This window comes from Allobosea sp. GW821-FHT10B12 (assembly GCF_059415545.1).
Genome location: NZ_JBWKNL010000005.1, coordinates 332568 through 348726, shown reverse-complemented (window position 1 = coordinate 348726; position 16159 = coordinate 332568). Strand labels below are relative to the sequence as shown.

Below are 16159 nucleotides of genomic sequence, written 5' to 3'. Positions count from 1 at the left end.
GCATGACCGTCCGGAGCCTGTCGCCGCTGCGCGAAGCCGAGCTTCAGGAGCATCCCGCGCTCACTGGCGACGTCGTGCCTGTTTCCGGGCAGGAGCGTGACCTCATCTGCGCCCTTTCCTATGTCCACCTCGCCTGCGGGCAGAATGCGCCTGGCCTCGCCCTGCTGCGCCTGCTCGATCATGAGGAAACGCGCGATGTCGGACTGCTGCGCATCCTCGCCTACGGCCTCGTCTCCGATGGCGCCGGGGAAGAGGCGCTCGGGGTGCTCGACCGGCTCGAGGCGCTCGACGACCAGCCGGAATCGCGTCAGCCGCTGATCCTGCTGCGCAGCCATGCGCTGCGCCGCGCCGGACGGATGGACGAGGCGAGATCGGCGTTCCGCGACTATGTCGCGCTGCGCGCCACTGCCCAGCTGCGAGAAACCGGGAGCCGCCGATGATCGCGACCTTGCGCAGCTTCGTCGGCCGGGCCCCGGCGAATCCCGACCTGATGGTCGCGTTGATGCTGCTGCTCGCCATCGCGATGATGATCATGCCGATCCCGGTCATGCTCATTGACGCGCTGATCGGCTTCAATCTCGGCTTCGCCATCCTGCTGCTGATGGTCGCGCTCTACATTGCGAGCCCGATGGATTTCTCCTCGCTGCCGGGCGTCATCCTGATCTCGACGGTATTCCGGCTGTCGCTGACCATCGCGACCACCCGCCTGATCCTGTCGGAAGGCGACGCTGGCAGCATCATTCACACCTTTGGCGACTTCGTTATCGCCGGCAATATCGTCGTCGGCATCGTCATCTTCCTGATCGTGACGCTGGTGCAGTTCATCGTGATCGCGAAGGGCTCGGAGCGCGTCGCCGAGGTCGCGGCCCGCTTCACCCTCGATGCCTTGCCCGGCAAGCAGATGGCGATCGACGCCGAGCTCAGAAACGGTGACATCGAGCAGGGCGAAGCGCGCGCCAAGCGCTCGAACCTCGAAAGCGAGAGCCAGCTCTACGGCGCGATGGATGGCGCGATGAAGTTCGTGAAAGGCGACGCCATCGCCAGCCTCGTCGTCATCTTCATCAACATGCTCGGCGGCATCACCATCGGCATGCTGTCGAAGGGCATGTCCTTCGACGCGGCGCTGCATCACTACACGCTGCTCACCATCGGCGATGCGCTCATCGCCCAGATCCCGGCGCTGCTGCTCTCTATTACCGCGGCGACGATCGTCACCCGCGTCAGCGGTTCGGCCAAGGTCAATCTCGGCACCGATATCGCGCTGCAGCTCACGGCCTCGCCGCGCGCGCTGCGCGTCGCCGCCTGCGTGTTGGTCGCGATGGGTTTCATTCCCGGTTTCCCGACGCCGGTCTTCCTGATCCTTGCCGCGATCTTCGCTGCGGCGAGCTTCATCAACCGGCCGCCGAAGGAAGCTCCGGCGGGCGCCACGGCTGCGGCGACAGCATCCGCGGCCCAGCGCGGCAAGCCGTCGCCGCTGCCGCCGGAAGCCCTGCCGATCGTGCTCTTCCTGGCGCCGGACCTCGTCAGCACCATCGATACGGATGGGTTGCAGCGGCACATCGCCCGCGTATCCAGCCTGGTCTCCGCCGATCTCGGCATCATGATCCCGCGCATCCCGGTTCAGCTTGATCAGAGGCTGCCGGCGGGTGAGTTCCGCATCGATGTCGAGGGCGTGCCGGTCGAGCAGGATACGATCGAGCCGGAGCAGCTGCTGCTGACCGACGACATCGCCAATATGGAGCTGAGCGGCATTCCGTTCCGCCATGATCCAGAGACCGGCAAGGTCTGGATCGAGAGCCGGCACGGGCCGGCGCTCGCCATCGCCGGCATCGGCTATCACGATGCCGGAGAGGTCTTGGCCATGCGCATCCATGCGGCGCTGACTCGCTATGCCCAGCGCTTCGTAGGCATTCAGGAGACGCGTCTGCTGCTCGCCCGGATGGAGCAGGAATATGCCGATCTGGTGAAGGAGGTGCTGCGGATCATGCCGATCCCGCGCGTCGCGGATGTGCTGCGCCGCCTGCTCGACGAAGGTATCCCAATCCGCAACACCCGTCTGGTGCTCGAGGCGCTGGCGGAGTGGGGCGAGCGCGAGCAGAACGTCGTGCTGCTGACCGAATATGTCCGCGCCGGGCTGAAGCGGCAGATCTGCCATCGCTATGCCAACGTCCACCGGGTGGTGCCGGCTTACATCATCGAGCGCGAGACCGAGGATGTCGTGCGCGGCGCGGTGCGCGACACGGCGGTCGGGCCCTATCTGGTGCTCGACGATCGCCAGAGCGAGAAGCTCCTGTCACATATGCGTCAAATCCATGCGACCATAAAACCGGGTCAGATTCCTCCGGTCATCCTGGCTTCGATGGACATAAGGCGGTTCGTGCGCGGCTTCCTGACCCGCAACGGGATCGATCTCGCGGTCCTGTCCTATCAGGATCTCGCCTCCGATTTCACGATCCAGCCGGTCGGCTCCGTCAAGCTCACGGCGGGCCGGGACCATACGCCGGTGCTACCCGCCAAGGAGGCCCGCAACGCGCTCGCCGCAGCCGGCTGAGGAAGAGCACGGCAGGATTGCCGCCGTGTCGGCGGCAATGGATTGGAAGGAAAGAGCCTGTTGGTTGCAGAACCCGGTACCGCGGCGCCCGCCCCATCGCCACGCAAGAGATTACCCATCCGGCCTCTGGCTTGCCTGATGCTCACGCTCGCGCTCGGCGGTTGCCTCGACACCGACAGCAAGCCAAAGCTCTCGGTCGTCGAGACGCCGCCGCCGGACCTGCTCGGAGCGAAGGACATCGACGACGCCATGCTGGTGCGCATCGCCCGCGCCGTCGAGCAACCCGAGACGGGCGGCGCCTCCGAGAGCCGCTATCGTCAGCTCGCGCAGGAGCAGCCCGAGGCCGCCTCGCCACGTCTAGAGCTCGCGCAGATTCTCAAGCGAAAGCGCGACTTCGACGGCGCCCGGACTGCTCTGCGTGAGGCGCTTGCCCTCGAGCCACGCAATGTCGATGCCTGGGTCGAACTCGCCCAGATCGACCTGGCGCAGGAGAAGCCGGCCGAGGCCGTGGCGACGCTCGACAACGGGCTCGCCGCGGCGCCCGGCGAACTGCGCCTGCTGAACGCCAAGGGCGTCGTTCTCGACCGCGGCGGGCAGCACAAGGAGGCCCAAGCGCTCTACCGCCAGGCACTGCGCGGCCAGTCGAAGAACCAGATGGTCAGGCACAATCTCGGCCGCTCGCTGGCTCTCGACGGTCACGCACAGGAGGCGATCGCGATCCTGCGTCCGCTTGTGCGCGAACCGGATGCACCACCAAGCGCGAGGCAGAGCCTGGCGCTCGCCATGGCAAGGCAGCGCGCGCCAGGCACCTGAGCCGGGTCAGCTTGCGATCAGCTTGGCCGCCTAGGCTCGGGCGGTCCCGCCGTCGAGATCGCAAGGATACCGGCCATGACCGCTTCCGCCGTTGCCGCTGCCGACACCGAACGCACACGGCCCGCAGGCAATGGCGACACATCGGCGTCCGGCGAGAAGGTGGCAGCCAACGAGACCGCCGCCTTCGACCGTGCGGTGAACCAGGCGGCGCTGGTTCCCGGTGCGGCGCCTGCCCGGCAGGACGATCCGGCGTCCGAAGAGCAGAAGTCGGCAGCGCCCGAGGTCGATCCCAGCGAGGTGCGCCGGCGCGAAATCGACAGCTGGGTCGACAATGAGTCTGACCATAGCGGCGGCTTCCTCGGCATTGGTGGCACCGACAGCAACGACAAGGTCGTCGAAGCGCTGCGTGGCGGCAGCCGGCTCGGCGGCCTCGACCGTCCCGAGCAGGCCTATCTCGTCGACCGCATGCTCGATCGTTGGGCGGCCGGGCGCGGCGATGGTCCGGGCGGGGCGCACAGGCTCGCCACCAATCTCGGCGACGCGCCGGAACTACGCGGCGTCGTGGCTGAGCGCTTCGCCCTGCGCGCCGGCGAGATGAACCGCACCCTCGCCAATCGGCCGGCCGACGAAACCTGGCGCGAACGGGCACAGGCGGGCGCCGTCGCCGACAGCGCCGTCACCGCTCTTTCGGGGCTGGCCTATGACGAGCCGCAGGATCTGCGGCCCTTGCGCGAGATGGTGAGCGCGCTGCCGCCACAGGCCGCCGGCGATTTCGCCCGCGCGCTCGCGACCGCTCCGAACGCCCCGGCCATGGGCGGCTCGCTGATGCTATCGCGGACCTTGCAGGCGCTGAACGAAGGCCCGCCGAGCGAAGCGACCAGCGCTTTCGTCCAGAACGCCTTCGCCGCTGCGACCCTCACCGATTACGGTCAGATGTCCGGCGACCTGCCGCAGCAACTTGGTCGAGCCCTGGCGCGCGAATGGCATCCGGACGATCCCACGCGTCAGAATGCTGACGCCGAACGTTTGACCGGCATTCTCAACACCAGCCAGGGCCGTCAACTCTTTGCCGCCAGCGAGGCCGTTCCGCTCGAGGCGCGCGTCAACGCGCTCGCCCGCGTCCGCATGGACCCCGCCATCAATGCGCAGACGCTGGAGGCGACCGACGATCCCTGGACCAATCCGGCGATCGTCCGGCCTGAAGCCCAGGACGTCGCGCGACAATATCTGACCAGTCGGGGCGACGCGCCGCAGCGATACGCCGGCAGCGATCTCGACAATACCGTCGGCTTCGCCATGGGCCTGCCGCCGACCGTGCCGGAGGGCAAGAGCCCGGAGGCGGCCGAAGCGGGCGCAGCGCGCGGCGAATTCTCCTATTACGGCAGCGGCGATCATGCCGCGGCGGTGCGGGCTGTCAGCGACCAGATCCGCGCCGTCGGCGGTGATGCGCCGAACGTCACCGTGCTGCCCGTGACCTATTCGAGCGGCGAGACCGGGCCGGTGCAATTGCCGCTGTTCCGTGTCACCGATGCCTCCGGCGCCGAGCGTTTCGTCGACAATACCGGCCGGCGTTACGAGAATTTCGACGACTGGCGGCAGAACAACAAGCTGCCACCCGGTCACATGACCTATCCCGAGGGCGGCCATCTGACCGCTGACGAGAATGGCGCGGTCAGGCTCGGCGAGGGCAACACGCCGGAGACCGTCGACAGCTTCGGCGAGCACCTTGAGGGCGCGCTCGACACCGCTGCGCTGGTCGGTGGCGTCATCGCCGGCGGCATCCTGATCGTCGGCTCGGGCGGCCTGGCGACGCCGGTCGTCGTCGGCGCCGGAGCGGTTGCGGTCGGGGCCGGCGCCTGGGGCGCCTATCGCAGCGGCAGCGAACTGCTCGACCGCTCGCAGCACGGGCAGTCGATCAACCCGCTGGAGGACAGCGAAGCGCGCAATCTCTGGCTCAATCTCGGCGCCAGCGCGCTCTCGGTCGGCGCCTTCGGCAGCGCGGCGCGGCTTGCTCAGCTCGGCCGTGCGGGGCGGGCGATCGCGCCGCTCGAAGCCTCCGCTCATGGTTATCTCCAGGCGAGCGCCGCCATTGTCGACACTGCGGCGATCGCCAATCAGGGCATCGACCTCGCCCGCAACTGGAACGAGATGTCGGGCGGCGAGCGCGCGACCGCCTTGCTCTCGATGGGCTTCTGGGGCGCTGCGACCGTCGCCGGCGCACGCGCCAGCGGCTCGCGGCCGGGCGACATGTTCAACCCCGTCGCTATCCGCGACAATGTGCTGCGCTCGCTGCCGCCCGGCGTCAGGCCCGACCCGGCTCTGCCCGGCAACGAGGTCCGGATCGACTATGACCCTAACACCGGCGTCGTGCAGGGCATCCGCCACGGGCCGCAGGCGAGCCAGGCCGATATCGACCTGCATGTCGCGACCGCCCAGAACATCCAGCGCAGCCTGACACTGGAGGGCCAGCTCGGCGCGATCTTCGCCGGCCATGGCGAGCCGCCGCCGGGCACGCTCGGCTGGGCTGCGCAGATCGACATCGGCAAGGTGCGCCAGCGCATGAGCGAGCGCGCCGCCGAGCTCGACGATCCCAACCTGTCTGCGACACGCCGAGCCGAACTCGGCCAGGCCAATGACGTCGACCGCCAGCACCTCGACGAACTCGCGGCCGATGTCGAATCGATGGTGCGCGATCCGGCCCACGCCAACATCGCCGCGCGCAATACGAACTTCGCCGAGCGCGACACGGCGGCCGAGCGCCAGCAACTGCCGGTCGGGGCGACCACACGCACGGTCGGCGATGATCCGGCGACGCGGAACGAGGTCACCTGGACGGTCAACGACAATCACGAGACCGTCCGCGCCGAGGCGACCATCCGGCATATCCCGCCGAAGAAGGAGCGCCCGAACGAGGAGAACGAGCTCACCGCAAATGTCGGCCATGAGGGCGGGCGCACTGGCGAGTTCCCCGCCAACGACAATGGCGGCCACATCATCGGCTACCAGTTCCTGCACGATCAGGGGCTGGTCAACATGTTCCCGCAGAACTCGCAGTTCAACCAGCAAATCTACACCCAGTTCGAAACCGAGATGCGGCAATGGGTCGAGGCCGGCGGCGAGGTGCGCGTCAAGGTCGAGGTCGGCACGCGCGGCACGGACAACCAATTGCAATGGGGCGCTGCCAGGCCGGACAATGTCGAGGTCACCTATGAGGTGATCAATCCTGAGACCGGCGAGATGGTGTATCGTAACTTCGCCCGGTTCAAGAACGAGCAGGACCAGAGCTTCAGCGGCTTCGAGGAGGCCGTGAGCACCAATCCGAACGTCGCCCGCACCCGCCGTGGCAGGGTCGATGTCACGGCCGAGATGCGGCGGCTTCTGGTGGAGCAGTGAGCATGACGATCGAGACTGATTACGACCGCGCCACGGCGCTCGTCCACGAGATCGGCGCGCGGATCGTCGCGGAACAGACCGGCCAGGACGATCGCTGGGACAGCCTTGCGGTCACGGCCATCGTCGCCGGGGGCTCCGTGCAGATCAGCGGCTACGCCTATGAGGATGGCGGCAAGCCTCGTCCCGCCGGGATTGGCTCCGGCCCGCTCGCCGACAAGTTCGAGGCGCTCTGCAGGGCGATGCAGAAGCCCGATGGCGAGAGCTGGAAGACCGCACTGGTGCAGATCAGCCGCGCGAGCGGCAAGATCACGATCGATTACGACTATGCCGACCCGCTACGCTGGAAGGTGACCCCTGCCAATCTCGCCACGCTGGCCGAAGAGATGCGGCCGACATAGGGACTGGATTGCTGGCTGATCAGGAGGTCAGTGCAGGACGCAGTTCTATTCGATCGACAGGCGTCAGCGATCTACGGCTCATGAATCTGATCCTCGGGTCTCGACTTCCGTTCCCTCGCTTCGCTGGGAATTGGGCTGCGATCGAAGACCACGATTGCGCTGTAGTTCGAAGCGGCCCTTTCACGGTCTGATACGGCTTCCAGGTCGAGAAGCGCCGTCGATGTCGTACGCGGAATGGGGCTGTCTCGGCAAAAAACGCAGGAAGCCGACGGCACTCCAAGGGGAGGTGGGAACCATCGAGGATACAGGCATTGATCGGAGCTAAACCTCAACCGATCGCGCACATCGAACAAGTTGCCCAGTAACGCGCGCCCCGGAATTCTCCTCAGCAGCGAAAGCGCGCGCATCCTGCAGGCCTTGACAGGGGGACGAGTTGACATTTAACCTCAATCTAAATCGTGTTAGCTAATGTTTTAGGGAGAGTTTGGTGAAGCGCGGGCTTCCGCAGGAGCGAACCAGCCGCCGCGCCACCAGTGCGGAAGTCGCCAAGCTAGCCGGCGTCTCGCGGACCACCGTCTCCCTCGTTCTCAATGATCGCGGCGGGGAACTCGGCATCTCAGCCGAGACGCGGGCTCGCGTGGCCGACGCCGCCGCCCGGTTGAGCTATCAGCCGAGCCATGCGGCGCGCTCGCTGCGGCGCTGGCGCACAAACGTCATCGCGTTGCTGCTCTATACGCTCGACAGCTTCTACAATGCCGAGATCATCGGCGCCGCCCATGCCGCCGCCCTCGAGCGCGGCTACTCGCTGAACATCATGTCGGCGAAGTTCGACGAGGTGCACCGACGGGCCTACTCGCTGCTCTCGGGCGGCGTCGCCGATGGCGTCATCGTCGCGGCTCCCCCCGCCGATCTCGCCGCCGACCTGAAGAAGCTCGCCGACAACGGCATGCCGATCGTGGTCATGCAGCACCACAGTCCCGATCCGGCGATCCAGGCGGTACGCGTCGATCTGGAGCGGGGCGGCTATATCGCGACCCGGCACCTGATCGATCTCGGCCATCGCCGCATCGCCCATATCGGCAGCGCCTCGCAGCGCCTGCTGAAGCGGCGTGAGCGTTCGGACGGCTATGCACAGGCGCTGCGGGACGCTGGCATCACCGCCGATCCGCAGCTCGTCGCGATGGCGGAGCCGAGTCTCGCCGGCGGCTTCTCGGCGATGGAGGACCTGCTGGCGCAGGACGAGCGCCCGAGTGCCGTCTTCGTCTACAGCGACCAGATGGCAGTCGGCGCGCTGCATGCGCTGCGCAAGCATGGCGTGCGCGTGCCGGAGGAGATGGCGGTCGTCGGTTTCGACGGCATCGCGCTCGGCGGCTTCGTCACGCCGGAGCTGACCACGGTCGACTATTCCCGCGCCGATATCGGCCGGCTCGCCGTCGAGGCGGTGATCGGCCGGCTGGAAGGCGAGGCCGAACCGCCACGCGAGCAGGTTCTGCCGGTGCGCCTGCTGGTACGCGAATCCTGCGGCGGCGTCCGCACCGTCACAGACGGGGAGGGAGCCTGACGACGCCCCACTACGTTCAAACGATAAAAAAACCCAGGGAGATCGAAACGATGGCGACCATCACTAAGCGCAGTTTCCTGAAGACGAGCCTGTGCGCCGGCATCGGCGCCGGGACCGGCATGTACTTTGGTGCAGCGAGCGCCCAGAAGGCCGCTTCGCTGACCATGACCTCCTGGGGTTCGCCCGCCGAGGTCGCCGCCTTCAACGCCCAGATCGAGCGGTACAAGGCCCGCAATCCCAACGTCGCCATCAAGCTCGAGGTCGTCCCGAGCGGCCAGTATTATCAGCAGCTCGACACCCGCTTCGCCGGCAAACAGGCGCCGGACATCTTCCGCGCCCAGTATCAGCGCATCGGGCGCTACGGGCAGAGCGGCGCGGCGATCGACCTGTCGCAATATCTCGATGCCGGCTTCGGCCAGGACTTTCTGCCCTCGGTCTGGCGCGCCTCGACCATCAAGGGCAAGCCGCATGCCCTGCCGCATCACACCGACACCTTCGCTTTGTTCTACAACGCCGAGATCTTCGAGAAGTGCGGCATCGAGGCGCCCAAAAGCCTCGACAAGAGCTGGAGCTGGCAGGAGTTCATCGGCGCCGCCAAGCTGGCCAAGGAGAAGGCCGGGCTGAACTACGCCTTCGCGATGAACTGGCAGAATTCCAACGCCTATCGCTGGCTGATGTATCTCTACCAGCATGGCGGGCAACTGCTCGACAACGAGCTCAAGGGCCCGCAGATCAATACGAAGGAGGCGGCCGAGACCGTCGCATGGACCCAGAGCTGGTTCAAGGACGCGCTCGTCCCGCCCAACACCTCGCTGAAAAGCTCCGAACCGGTGCAGAACCTGTTCGCCACCGGCAAGATCGCCATGCTGCTGCACGGCGACTGGCAGATTCCCTTCATCCAGGACCAGGCCAAGTTCAAATGGGGCGTCACCTATCTGCCGCGCGACGTGGCGATGGCGGCCGATCTCGGTGGCAATGCCCTCGCGGTCTCGCGCGACAGCAAGAGCCCGGACGTCGCGGCCGACTTCGTCAAGTTCATGGTCGCTGAAGAGGCGATGCGCGAGTTCGTCACCAAGGCGCAGTTCCTGCCGGTACGGAAATCGCTGAAGGACAAGGGCCTCGTCTACGACATCCGCAACGAGGAAATGAAGGTCTTCCTCGAGCAGTCGGCAACCGTGCCGGAGCATCTGGTCAGCACCATCGTCCTGCCGACCTGGGACCGCTTCAACGCCAAGCTGGCCGATGAGCTCGAACTCGCCTTCACCTCCGGCCAGTCGCCGACGGCGACCGTCGCCAACATCGAGAAGCACGTGCGCTCCACGCTGCTGGTCTGATGGCGGCGGTGATGGCGTTCGCGGAAAACCTGAGAGGGCCGGCGGTTAGCCGGCCTTCGGCGGCCGATGCACGGCGCTACTGGCTGCAAGCCAAGCGCAACCAGCTGACGCCCTATCTGTTCATCGCCCCGAACATGGCGCTGTTCTCGGTCTTCGTCTTCTTCCCGCTGCTCTATGCGTTCTACATCAGCCTGCGGGAATGGAGCCTGATCGACACGCCGCGCTATATCGGGCTGGAGAACTATGCCCGGCTCGCCAATGACGCGCTGTTCTGGCAGTCGCTGAGCAATACGGCGATATACTCCATCGCCACCGTACCGATGAGCCTCGCCATCGGCCTGGTGCTGGCGCTCGCCCTCAACCGCGATCTCCTTGGCCGCACCCTCCTGCGCAGCGTCTTCTTCCTGCCGGTCGTGATCTCCAATGTGGCGACAGCCGTGATCGCGGCCTGGCTCTTCAACGACAATTACGGCGTCATCAACAGCCTGCTGCAGCAGGTCGGGATCGGACCCGTCGCCTGGCTGTCCTCGCCGCGCTGGGCGCTGTTCTCGCTGATCGTCACCTCGCTCTGGGTTAGGGTCGGCTTCTGCATGGTGGTCTACCTCGCCGCGCTGCAGTCGATCTCGCCGACCTATTACGATGCCGCCCAGATGGACGGCGCCAGCCGCTGGCAGCAATTCCGCTTCGTCACCTGGCCGCTGCTGCGGCCGGCCACCTTCCTCCTGCTGATCCTGGGCGTGATCCACTCCTTCCAGGTCTTCGACCTGATCTATGTGATGACCGGCGGTGGCCCCGGCTTCTCGACGACGATGATCGTCCAGTACATTTACCAGGCCGCCTTCGTCGGTTCGGAGATGGGCTATGCCAGCGCCATGGGCATGGTCCTGTTCGTGATGATCCTGATCTTCACCCTGCTGCAATGGCGGGTGAACCGTCGGGTCGAGGACGTGGCATGAGGGCTCCTTCATGATCGCGGGAACCACCCGCGCCCTGACAGGGCGCCTCGAGACCACGGGCATCTGGCTGCTCCTCGTCGCGGGGGCCGGGATCATGGTCTTCCCGGTCTACTGGATGTTCGCCACCGCCGTGCGACCGAAGGACGAGGTCTTCAGCGGCACTGCCGGCCTCGTCCCGTCGAGCTTCGTCTGGCAGAACTTCACTGACGCGATCGGGCGCGTGCCGTTCCTGCACTGGGCGATGAACTCGCTGGTCATCACCGTGATCGCGGTGGTGATCACGGTGACGATCAACCTGCTCTGCGGCTACGCCTTCGCCAAGTTCCGCTTCGCCGGTCGCGACATCCTCTTCCTGGCGGTCTTGTCGGCACTGATGATCCCGTTCCAGGTCATCATCGTGCCGCTCTTCCTGGTGGTCTCCGAGCTCGGCCTGCTCAGCGACTACTGGGGCGTCATCCTGCCGCGCGCGGCCGAGGCGTTCGGCATCTTCATGGTGCGCCAGTTCATGGTTTCGATCCCCGACGAATTGCTCGAGGCCGCCCGCATCGATGGCGCCAGCGAGCTGAAGATCTTCTTCAAGATCGTCGTGCCGCTCTCGAAGCCGATCATCGCCGTCTTGGTGATCTTCACCTTCATGTGGCGCTGGAACGATTTTGCCCTGCCGCTGATCGTGATGATGAAGCACGAGATGTACACTGTACAGCTCGGCCTCAATCTGCTCCGCGGCCAGTTCAACACCGAATGGTCGATGATCATGGCGATCGCGCTGCTCTCGCTGGTGCCGATGCTGATCATCTTCACCTTGTTCCAGCGCTATTTCGTCCAGGGCATCTCCGGCTCCGGCCTCAAGTGACCGGCCCGCGCAGAAGCGCGGACCATCCAGTATCGACGTTTCGAAAGGGAAAGACCGGTGGTCAAGATTGCCATGATGGGCGCGGGCAGCGCTGTCTTCGTCAAGAACCTGCTGACCGACATCCTGAACTTCACCGAGCTCGGCCGCGTCGTGATCTCGCTGCACGACATCGATCCCGAGCGGCTCGAGACCGGCGGCATGATGGCGCGCTGGACCGCTAAGCAGTTCGGCGCCGATGCGGTCGTCGAGGAGCATCTCGACCGGCGCCGCGCGCTCGAGGGCTGCGACTTCGTCATCAACATGGTCCAGATCGGCATGCACGAGGCGACGCTGCTCGACTTCGACATACCCCGGAAATACGGGCTGAAGCAGACGATCGCCGACACGGTCGGCATCGGCGGCATCTTCCGCGGCCTGCGTACCATCCCCTTCATGCTCGATCTCGTCGCCGACATGCGCGAGCTCTGCCCCGACGCCGTGCTGCTGAACTACACCAACCCGATGAGCATCCTGACCTGGGCGGTCTACAAGGCCTATCCCGAGCAGCGCGTCGTCGGCCTTTGCCACAACGTCCAGCACACGGCGCGCGATCTTGCGAGCTATCTTGGCGTCGAGCAGTCGCGGCTGAGCTATGACTGCGCCGGTATCAACCACATGACCTGGTTCCTTAAGCTCCAGATTGATGGCAAGGACGCCTATCCGGCGCTGCGCCAGGCGATGGCCGATCCGGAGATCTACGCCAGGGACAAGGTCCGCTTCGAGCTGATGCGCACGCTCGGCTGGTTTGTCAGCGAATCCAGCGAGCACAATGCCGAATACACCCCGTATTTTCTGCGCCGCGACGACCAGATTGCGCAATACGACGTGCCGGTCGACGAGTATGTCCGGCGCAGCGTCCGCAATCTCGGCCGCTACGCCGAGACGCGTCGCAAGCTCCTGGCCGGCGAGGCCTTCCCGCTGGAGCGCAGCGACGAATACGGCTCCCTGATCATCCGCGCCATGGTGACCGGCGAGCCGACCGTGATTTACGGCAATGTCGAGAACACCAGGCTGATCGACAATCTGCCCGAAGGCTGCTGCGTCGAGGTGCCGGTGATCGTCGATCGCAACGGCCTGCGCCCCTGCCATGCCGGCACGCTGCCGCCGGAGCTGGCGGCGCATTGCGTGCCCCATGTCTTCGTCCAGGACCTGACGGTGCGTGCGGCGCTCGACGGCGACCGCGAGCGCGTACATCGTGCCGCAGCGCTCGACCGCCATGCCGCGAGCGTTCTGTCATTGCAGGAAACCCGGCGCATGGTCGACGAACTCATCGCTGCCCATGGCGATGCATTGCCGAAATGGAGGGATGCGGCCTGAATTTCGCAGGTCCCCGGAACAGTATCGAGCCGATGTCGCCAATCCGTCTCGCCATCGCGGCGACGGCCGGAATGGGCCTCAAAGCGTCGAGCGGCGCACGGTCAGGTCGGAGCGCTCGAAGACGGCGGGCAGCAATTCGACGCCGAGCCCGGGGCCTTCCATCGGCAGCACATAGCCGTCCTCGAACACCGGCATCTCGGTGACGAGCTCCTTGTACCAGCCGGTGTAGAAGGCTCGGACGGACTCCTGGATCAGCGTATTGGGCTGGCTGAACGAGGCGTGGATCGCCGCAATGAAGCCGACGGGGCCGATGCAGTCATGCGGCGCGAAGGGTCGGTGATAGGTCTCGGCCATCGCCGCGATCTTGCGGCCTTCAGTCAGGCCGCCGGTCCAGCACAGATCGGCCATCACGACATGCATGGCGTCGCGGTCGAGCATGTCCTTGTAGGGGAAGCGCGAGCCCAGCGTCTCGCTCGCCGTCACGGAGACGGTCGTCGAGCGGGCGAACTCGGCGAGCGCCTGCGGCGAGTTCATCCGGATTGGGTCTTCGTACCAGCTCGGATTATAGGGCTCGAGCGCGCGGGCGATCTTGATCGCAGTCGGCAGGTTCCAGAGCGAGTGGAACTCGACCATGATCTCCATCTTGTCACCGACGGCCTTGCGGATCTTCTCGAAGGGCTCGATCGCCTTCTTCATCTGCTCCGGCGTGATGTAGAGGCCCTGGTTCTCGATCGCGGGCGGATCGAACGGCCAGATCTTCATGGCGGTGATGCCGCTTTCGAGCAGGCTTTCGGCGACGGCGTCAGCGCGGTTCATGAAGCCGTCGAGATCCTCGTAAGGCCCTGCGGACTCGCCGAGATTCCAGGTCGAGACCGGCTTGATGTTGTGCGAGCGCACATATTTGTAGCCGGCGCAGGTGTTGTAGATGCGCTGCTTGTCGCGGCAGAGGCCACCCAGCATCTGGTGCACGGGCTGGCCACAGACCTTGCCGAAGATGTCCCAGAGCGCGATGTCGACGGCCGAGGTGGCGCGCGACTCGACGCCGGTCGACGCCTGCGCCATCGGCAGGTTCGACATCTCGCGATGCAGCGCCTCGATATGCAGCGGGTTCTTGCCGAGCAGGCGCATCGACAGCGTGTCGTGCAGATGCGACTCGACGGCGCCTGCGCCATAGAAGGTCTCGCCGAGGCCGATGACGCCTGCATCGGTGTGAACCCGCACCCACAGGACGTTGGCGAACTCCTCGGTCCGCATCGTCTCGATGGCGGTGATCTTCATGGCGCTTTTCCCTGAATTTCATTTTGGTCGCGCGCCTGGCGCATCGACCTCGTTGTTGGATTGCCTGGTGGCCTAGAGCACCGAGATCATGCCGCCATCGACATAGATGATCTGGCCGCTGACATAGTCGGAAGCCGAGGAGGCGAGGTAGACGCAGGTGCCGACGAGCTCGTCCGGCCGGCCCCAGCGCCGGGCCGGCGTGCGGCCCTTGACCCAGGCGTCGAAGGTCGGATTGTCGATCAGCGCCTGGTTCATGTCGGTCAGCATGTAGCCGGGGCCGATCGCGTTGGCCTGGATGCCGAGCTCGCCCCATTCGGCCGCCATCGCCTTGGTCAGCATCTTGATGCCGCCCTTCGCCACCGTGTAGGGCGCCACGGTGGCGCGGGCGAGCTCGCTGGTCAGCGAGCCGATATTGATGACCTTGCCGCGGCCGCGTTTGGCCATGCGCCGGGCGGCCTCGCGGCCGGCGACGAAGGCGCTGGTCAGATTGGTGTCGATCACACGCTGCCAGTCGCTCGTCTGGAGTTCGAGCATCGGCTTGCGGAACTGGATGCCGGCATTGTTGACGAGGATGTCGACCGCGACGCCCTCCGCATCGAGCGCCTCGAATGCCGCGACGACCGCTGCCTCGTCGGTCACGTCGAAGCGCAGGCCACGTGCGCTATGGCCGGCGGCCGTGAGGGCGACGACAGCCTCGTCGAGCCGGCCCTGGTCGGCACCGTTGAGGATGATCGTAGCGCCCGCAGTGGCGAGCCCTTCGGCCATGGCGCGGCCGAGGCCGCGTGACGAGCCGGTCACGAGCGCGGTGCGCCCGGAAAGGTCGAACAGCTTGTTCACGTTCAGCGTTCCTGGGGCGCTATCGTCTGAAGCGCGGGATGGACTGGCGGTGGGCCGCCTGTGGTGATCTGCGAGGCGTAGCGGCGATAGGATTCGCCGATGTGCTTGCGCATTGCTTCTCCGGCTCCGGCCGGATCGCGCGCCCGGATGCGGTCGAGGATCGCGGCATGGTCGGCGCGGCGGATCGCAATGTTCGAGGCTTCGCCGCGGTCCTTGTTGCGCATGCTCTGGATCGAATTGAGCAGCGGGCTCGACACGAACTGCAGCACGTTCAGGAACAGCGGGTTTTGTGCAGCGGCTGCGATGGCAAGGTGCAGTGCCAGATCGTGCTGGGCGCTCTCCTCGCCGAGATCGTCGGCCGCGTTCAGCGCAGCATCGGCGGCCTCCATCCGCGCCAGATCCTCCGGCGTGTGGCGCAGGGAGGCAAGCTGCGCCGCCTCGACCTCCATGCCGAGACGAAATTCGAGGAACTGCAGGATCGACTGCTCTGACGCTTCGATCTCGGTGCGTCGCAGGCGCAGCGAATCCTGCTGGTTGACGAACAGGCCGAGGCCGCGCCGGCTTTCGACGATGCCGTCTGCCCGCAGAAAGGCGATCGCCTCGCGCACCACCGGCCGGCTGATGCCGAGCTGGCGCGCGAGCTCGGTCTCCGAGGGCAGGCGCGCGCCAGGTTGCAGCGCGCCGGTCCTGATCGACTTCGCCAAAGCGGCGGCGGCGTCGCTGGCGAGGTTGGGTCTGGATCCGATCGATGACAGCTGCATGGCGTTTCCCGATGTTGCCCTATATTGTCATGCTATCAGTTGTTTGACAACCTGACATCTGCAGCGTT

At 66.0% G+C, this 16159-nt stretch carries 13 protein-coding genes; 10 read left to right on the top strand and 3 right to left on the bottom strand.

What is annotated here, in order from left to right:
- The first annotated feature begins 2 nt into the window (after positions 1-2).
- From AC07O0_RS19300 to AC07O0_RS19255, 10 genes are all read left to right on the top strand, one after another.
- Entirely contained in the window at positions 3-440 is a 438-nt protein-coding gene (locus AC07O0_RS19300) for a hypothetical protein (RefSeq protein ID WP_494625297.1), read from the top strand.
- Positions 437-2551 (top strand): type III secretion system export apparatus subunit SctV, encoded by a 2115-nt coding sequence (gene sctV, locus AC07O0_RS19295; RefSeq protein ID WP_494625296.1) that lies wholly within the window; start codon positions 437-439, stop codon positions 2549-2551. The genes AC07O0_RS19300 and sctV overlap by 4 nt, the downstream gene beginning before the upstream one ends.
- A gap of 138 nt (positions 2552-2689) precedes the next feature.
- Positions 2690-3364 carry a tetratricopeptide repeat protein gene (locus AC07O0_RS19290; protein WP_494625295.1) on the top strand — a complete coding sequence of 225 codons (675 nt, stop codon included), beginning with the start codon at positions 2690-2692 and terminating at the stop codon, positions 3362-3364.
- Positions 3365-3439: 75 nt separating this feature from the next.
- Positions 3440-6757, top strand: a complete 3318-nt coding sequence (locus tag AC07O0_RS19285; protein ID WP_494625294.1) for a DUF4781 domain-containing protein — start codon at positions 3440-3442, stop codon at positions 6755-6757.
- A 2-nt stretch (positions 6758-6759) separates the two neighbouring features.
- Entirely contained in the window at positions 6760-7155 is a 396-nt protein-coding gene (locus AC07O0_RS19280; RefSeq protein WP_494625293.1) for a hypothetical protein, read from the top strand.
- Between the two features lie 487 nt (positions 7156-7642).
- Positions 7643-8716 (top strand): LacI family DNA-binding transcriptional regulator, encoded by a 1074-nt coding sequence (locus AC07O0_RS19275; protein ID WP_494625292.1) that lies wholly within the window; start codon positions 7643-7645, stop codon positions 8714-8716.
- A gap of 50 nt (positions 8717-8766) precedes the next feature.
- Positions 8767-10050: an ABC transporter substrate-binding protein gene (locus AC07O0_RS19270; RefSeq protein ID WP_494625291.1), complete on the top strand. Its 1284-nt coding sequence runs from the start codon at positions 8767-8769 to the stop codon at positions 10048-10050.
- 11 nt (positions 10051-10061) lie between these two features.
- The gene (locus AC07O0_RS19265) at positions 10062-11006 is read left to right on the top strand and encodes a carbohydrate ABC transporter permease (RefSeq protein WP_494625290.1); all 945 of its coding nucleotides are present in this window, start codon (positions 10062-10064) and stop codon (positions 11004-11006) included.
- A 10-nt stretch (positions 11007-11016) separates the two neighbouring features.
- Positions 11017-11859 (top strand): carbohydrate ABC transporter permease, encoded by an 843-nt coding sequence (locus AC07O0_RS19260; protein ID WP_494625289.1) that lies wholly within the window; start codon positions 11017-11019, stop codon positions 11857-11859.
- Positions 11860-11916: 57 nt separating this feature from the next.
- Entirely contained in the window at positions 11917-13215 is a 1299-nt protein-coding gene (locus AC07O0_RS19255) for an alpha-glucosidase/alpha-galactosidase (protein ID WP_494625288.1), read from the top strand.
- A gap of 78 nt (positions 13216-13293) precedes the next feature.
- On the opposite strand, the gene AC07O0_RS19250 is transcribed toward AC07O0_RS19255, so the two are convergent.
- The 3 genes from AC07O0_RS19250 to AC07O0_RS19240 all read right to left on the bottom strand — a co-directional run bounded on the left by AC07O0_RS19250 (position 13294) and on the right by AC07O0_RS19240 (position 16091).
- A complete protein-coding gene (locus AC07O0_RS19250; protein WP_494625287.1) occupies positions 13294-14493 on the bottom strand; it encodes a mandelate racemase/muconate lactonizing enzyme family protein in 1200 nt (399 codons plus the stop codon).
- Between the two features lie 72 nt (positions 14494-14565).
- The gene (locus tag AC07O0_RS19245) at positions 14566-15330 is read right to left on the bottom strand and encodes an SDR family oxidoreductase (protein ID WP_494625286.1); all 765 of its coding nucleotides are present in this window, start codon (positions 15328-15330) and stop codon (positions 14566-14568) included.
- Between the two features lie 2 nt (positions 15331-15332).
- Positions 15333-16091, bottom strand: coding sequence for a FadR/GntR family transcriptional regulator (locus AC07O0_RS19240; RefSeq protein ID WP_494625285.1), 759 nt, complete (start codon positions 16089-16091; stop codon positions 15333-15335).
- Positions 16092-16159 lie beyond the last annotated feature (68 nt).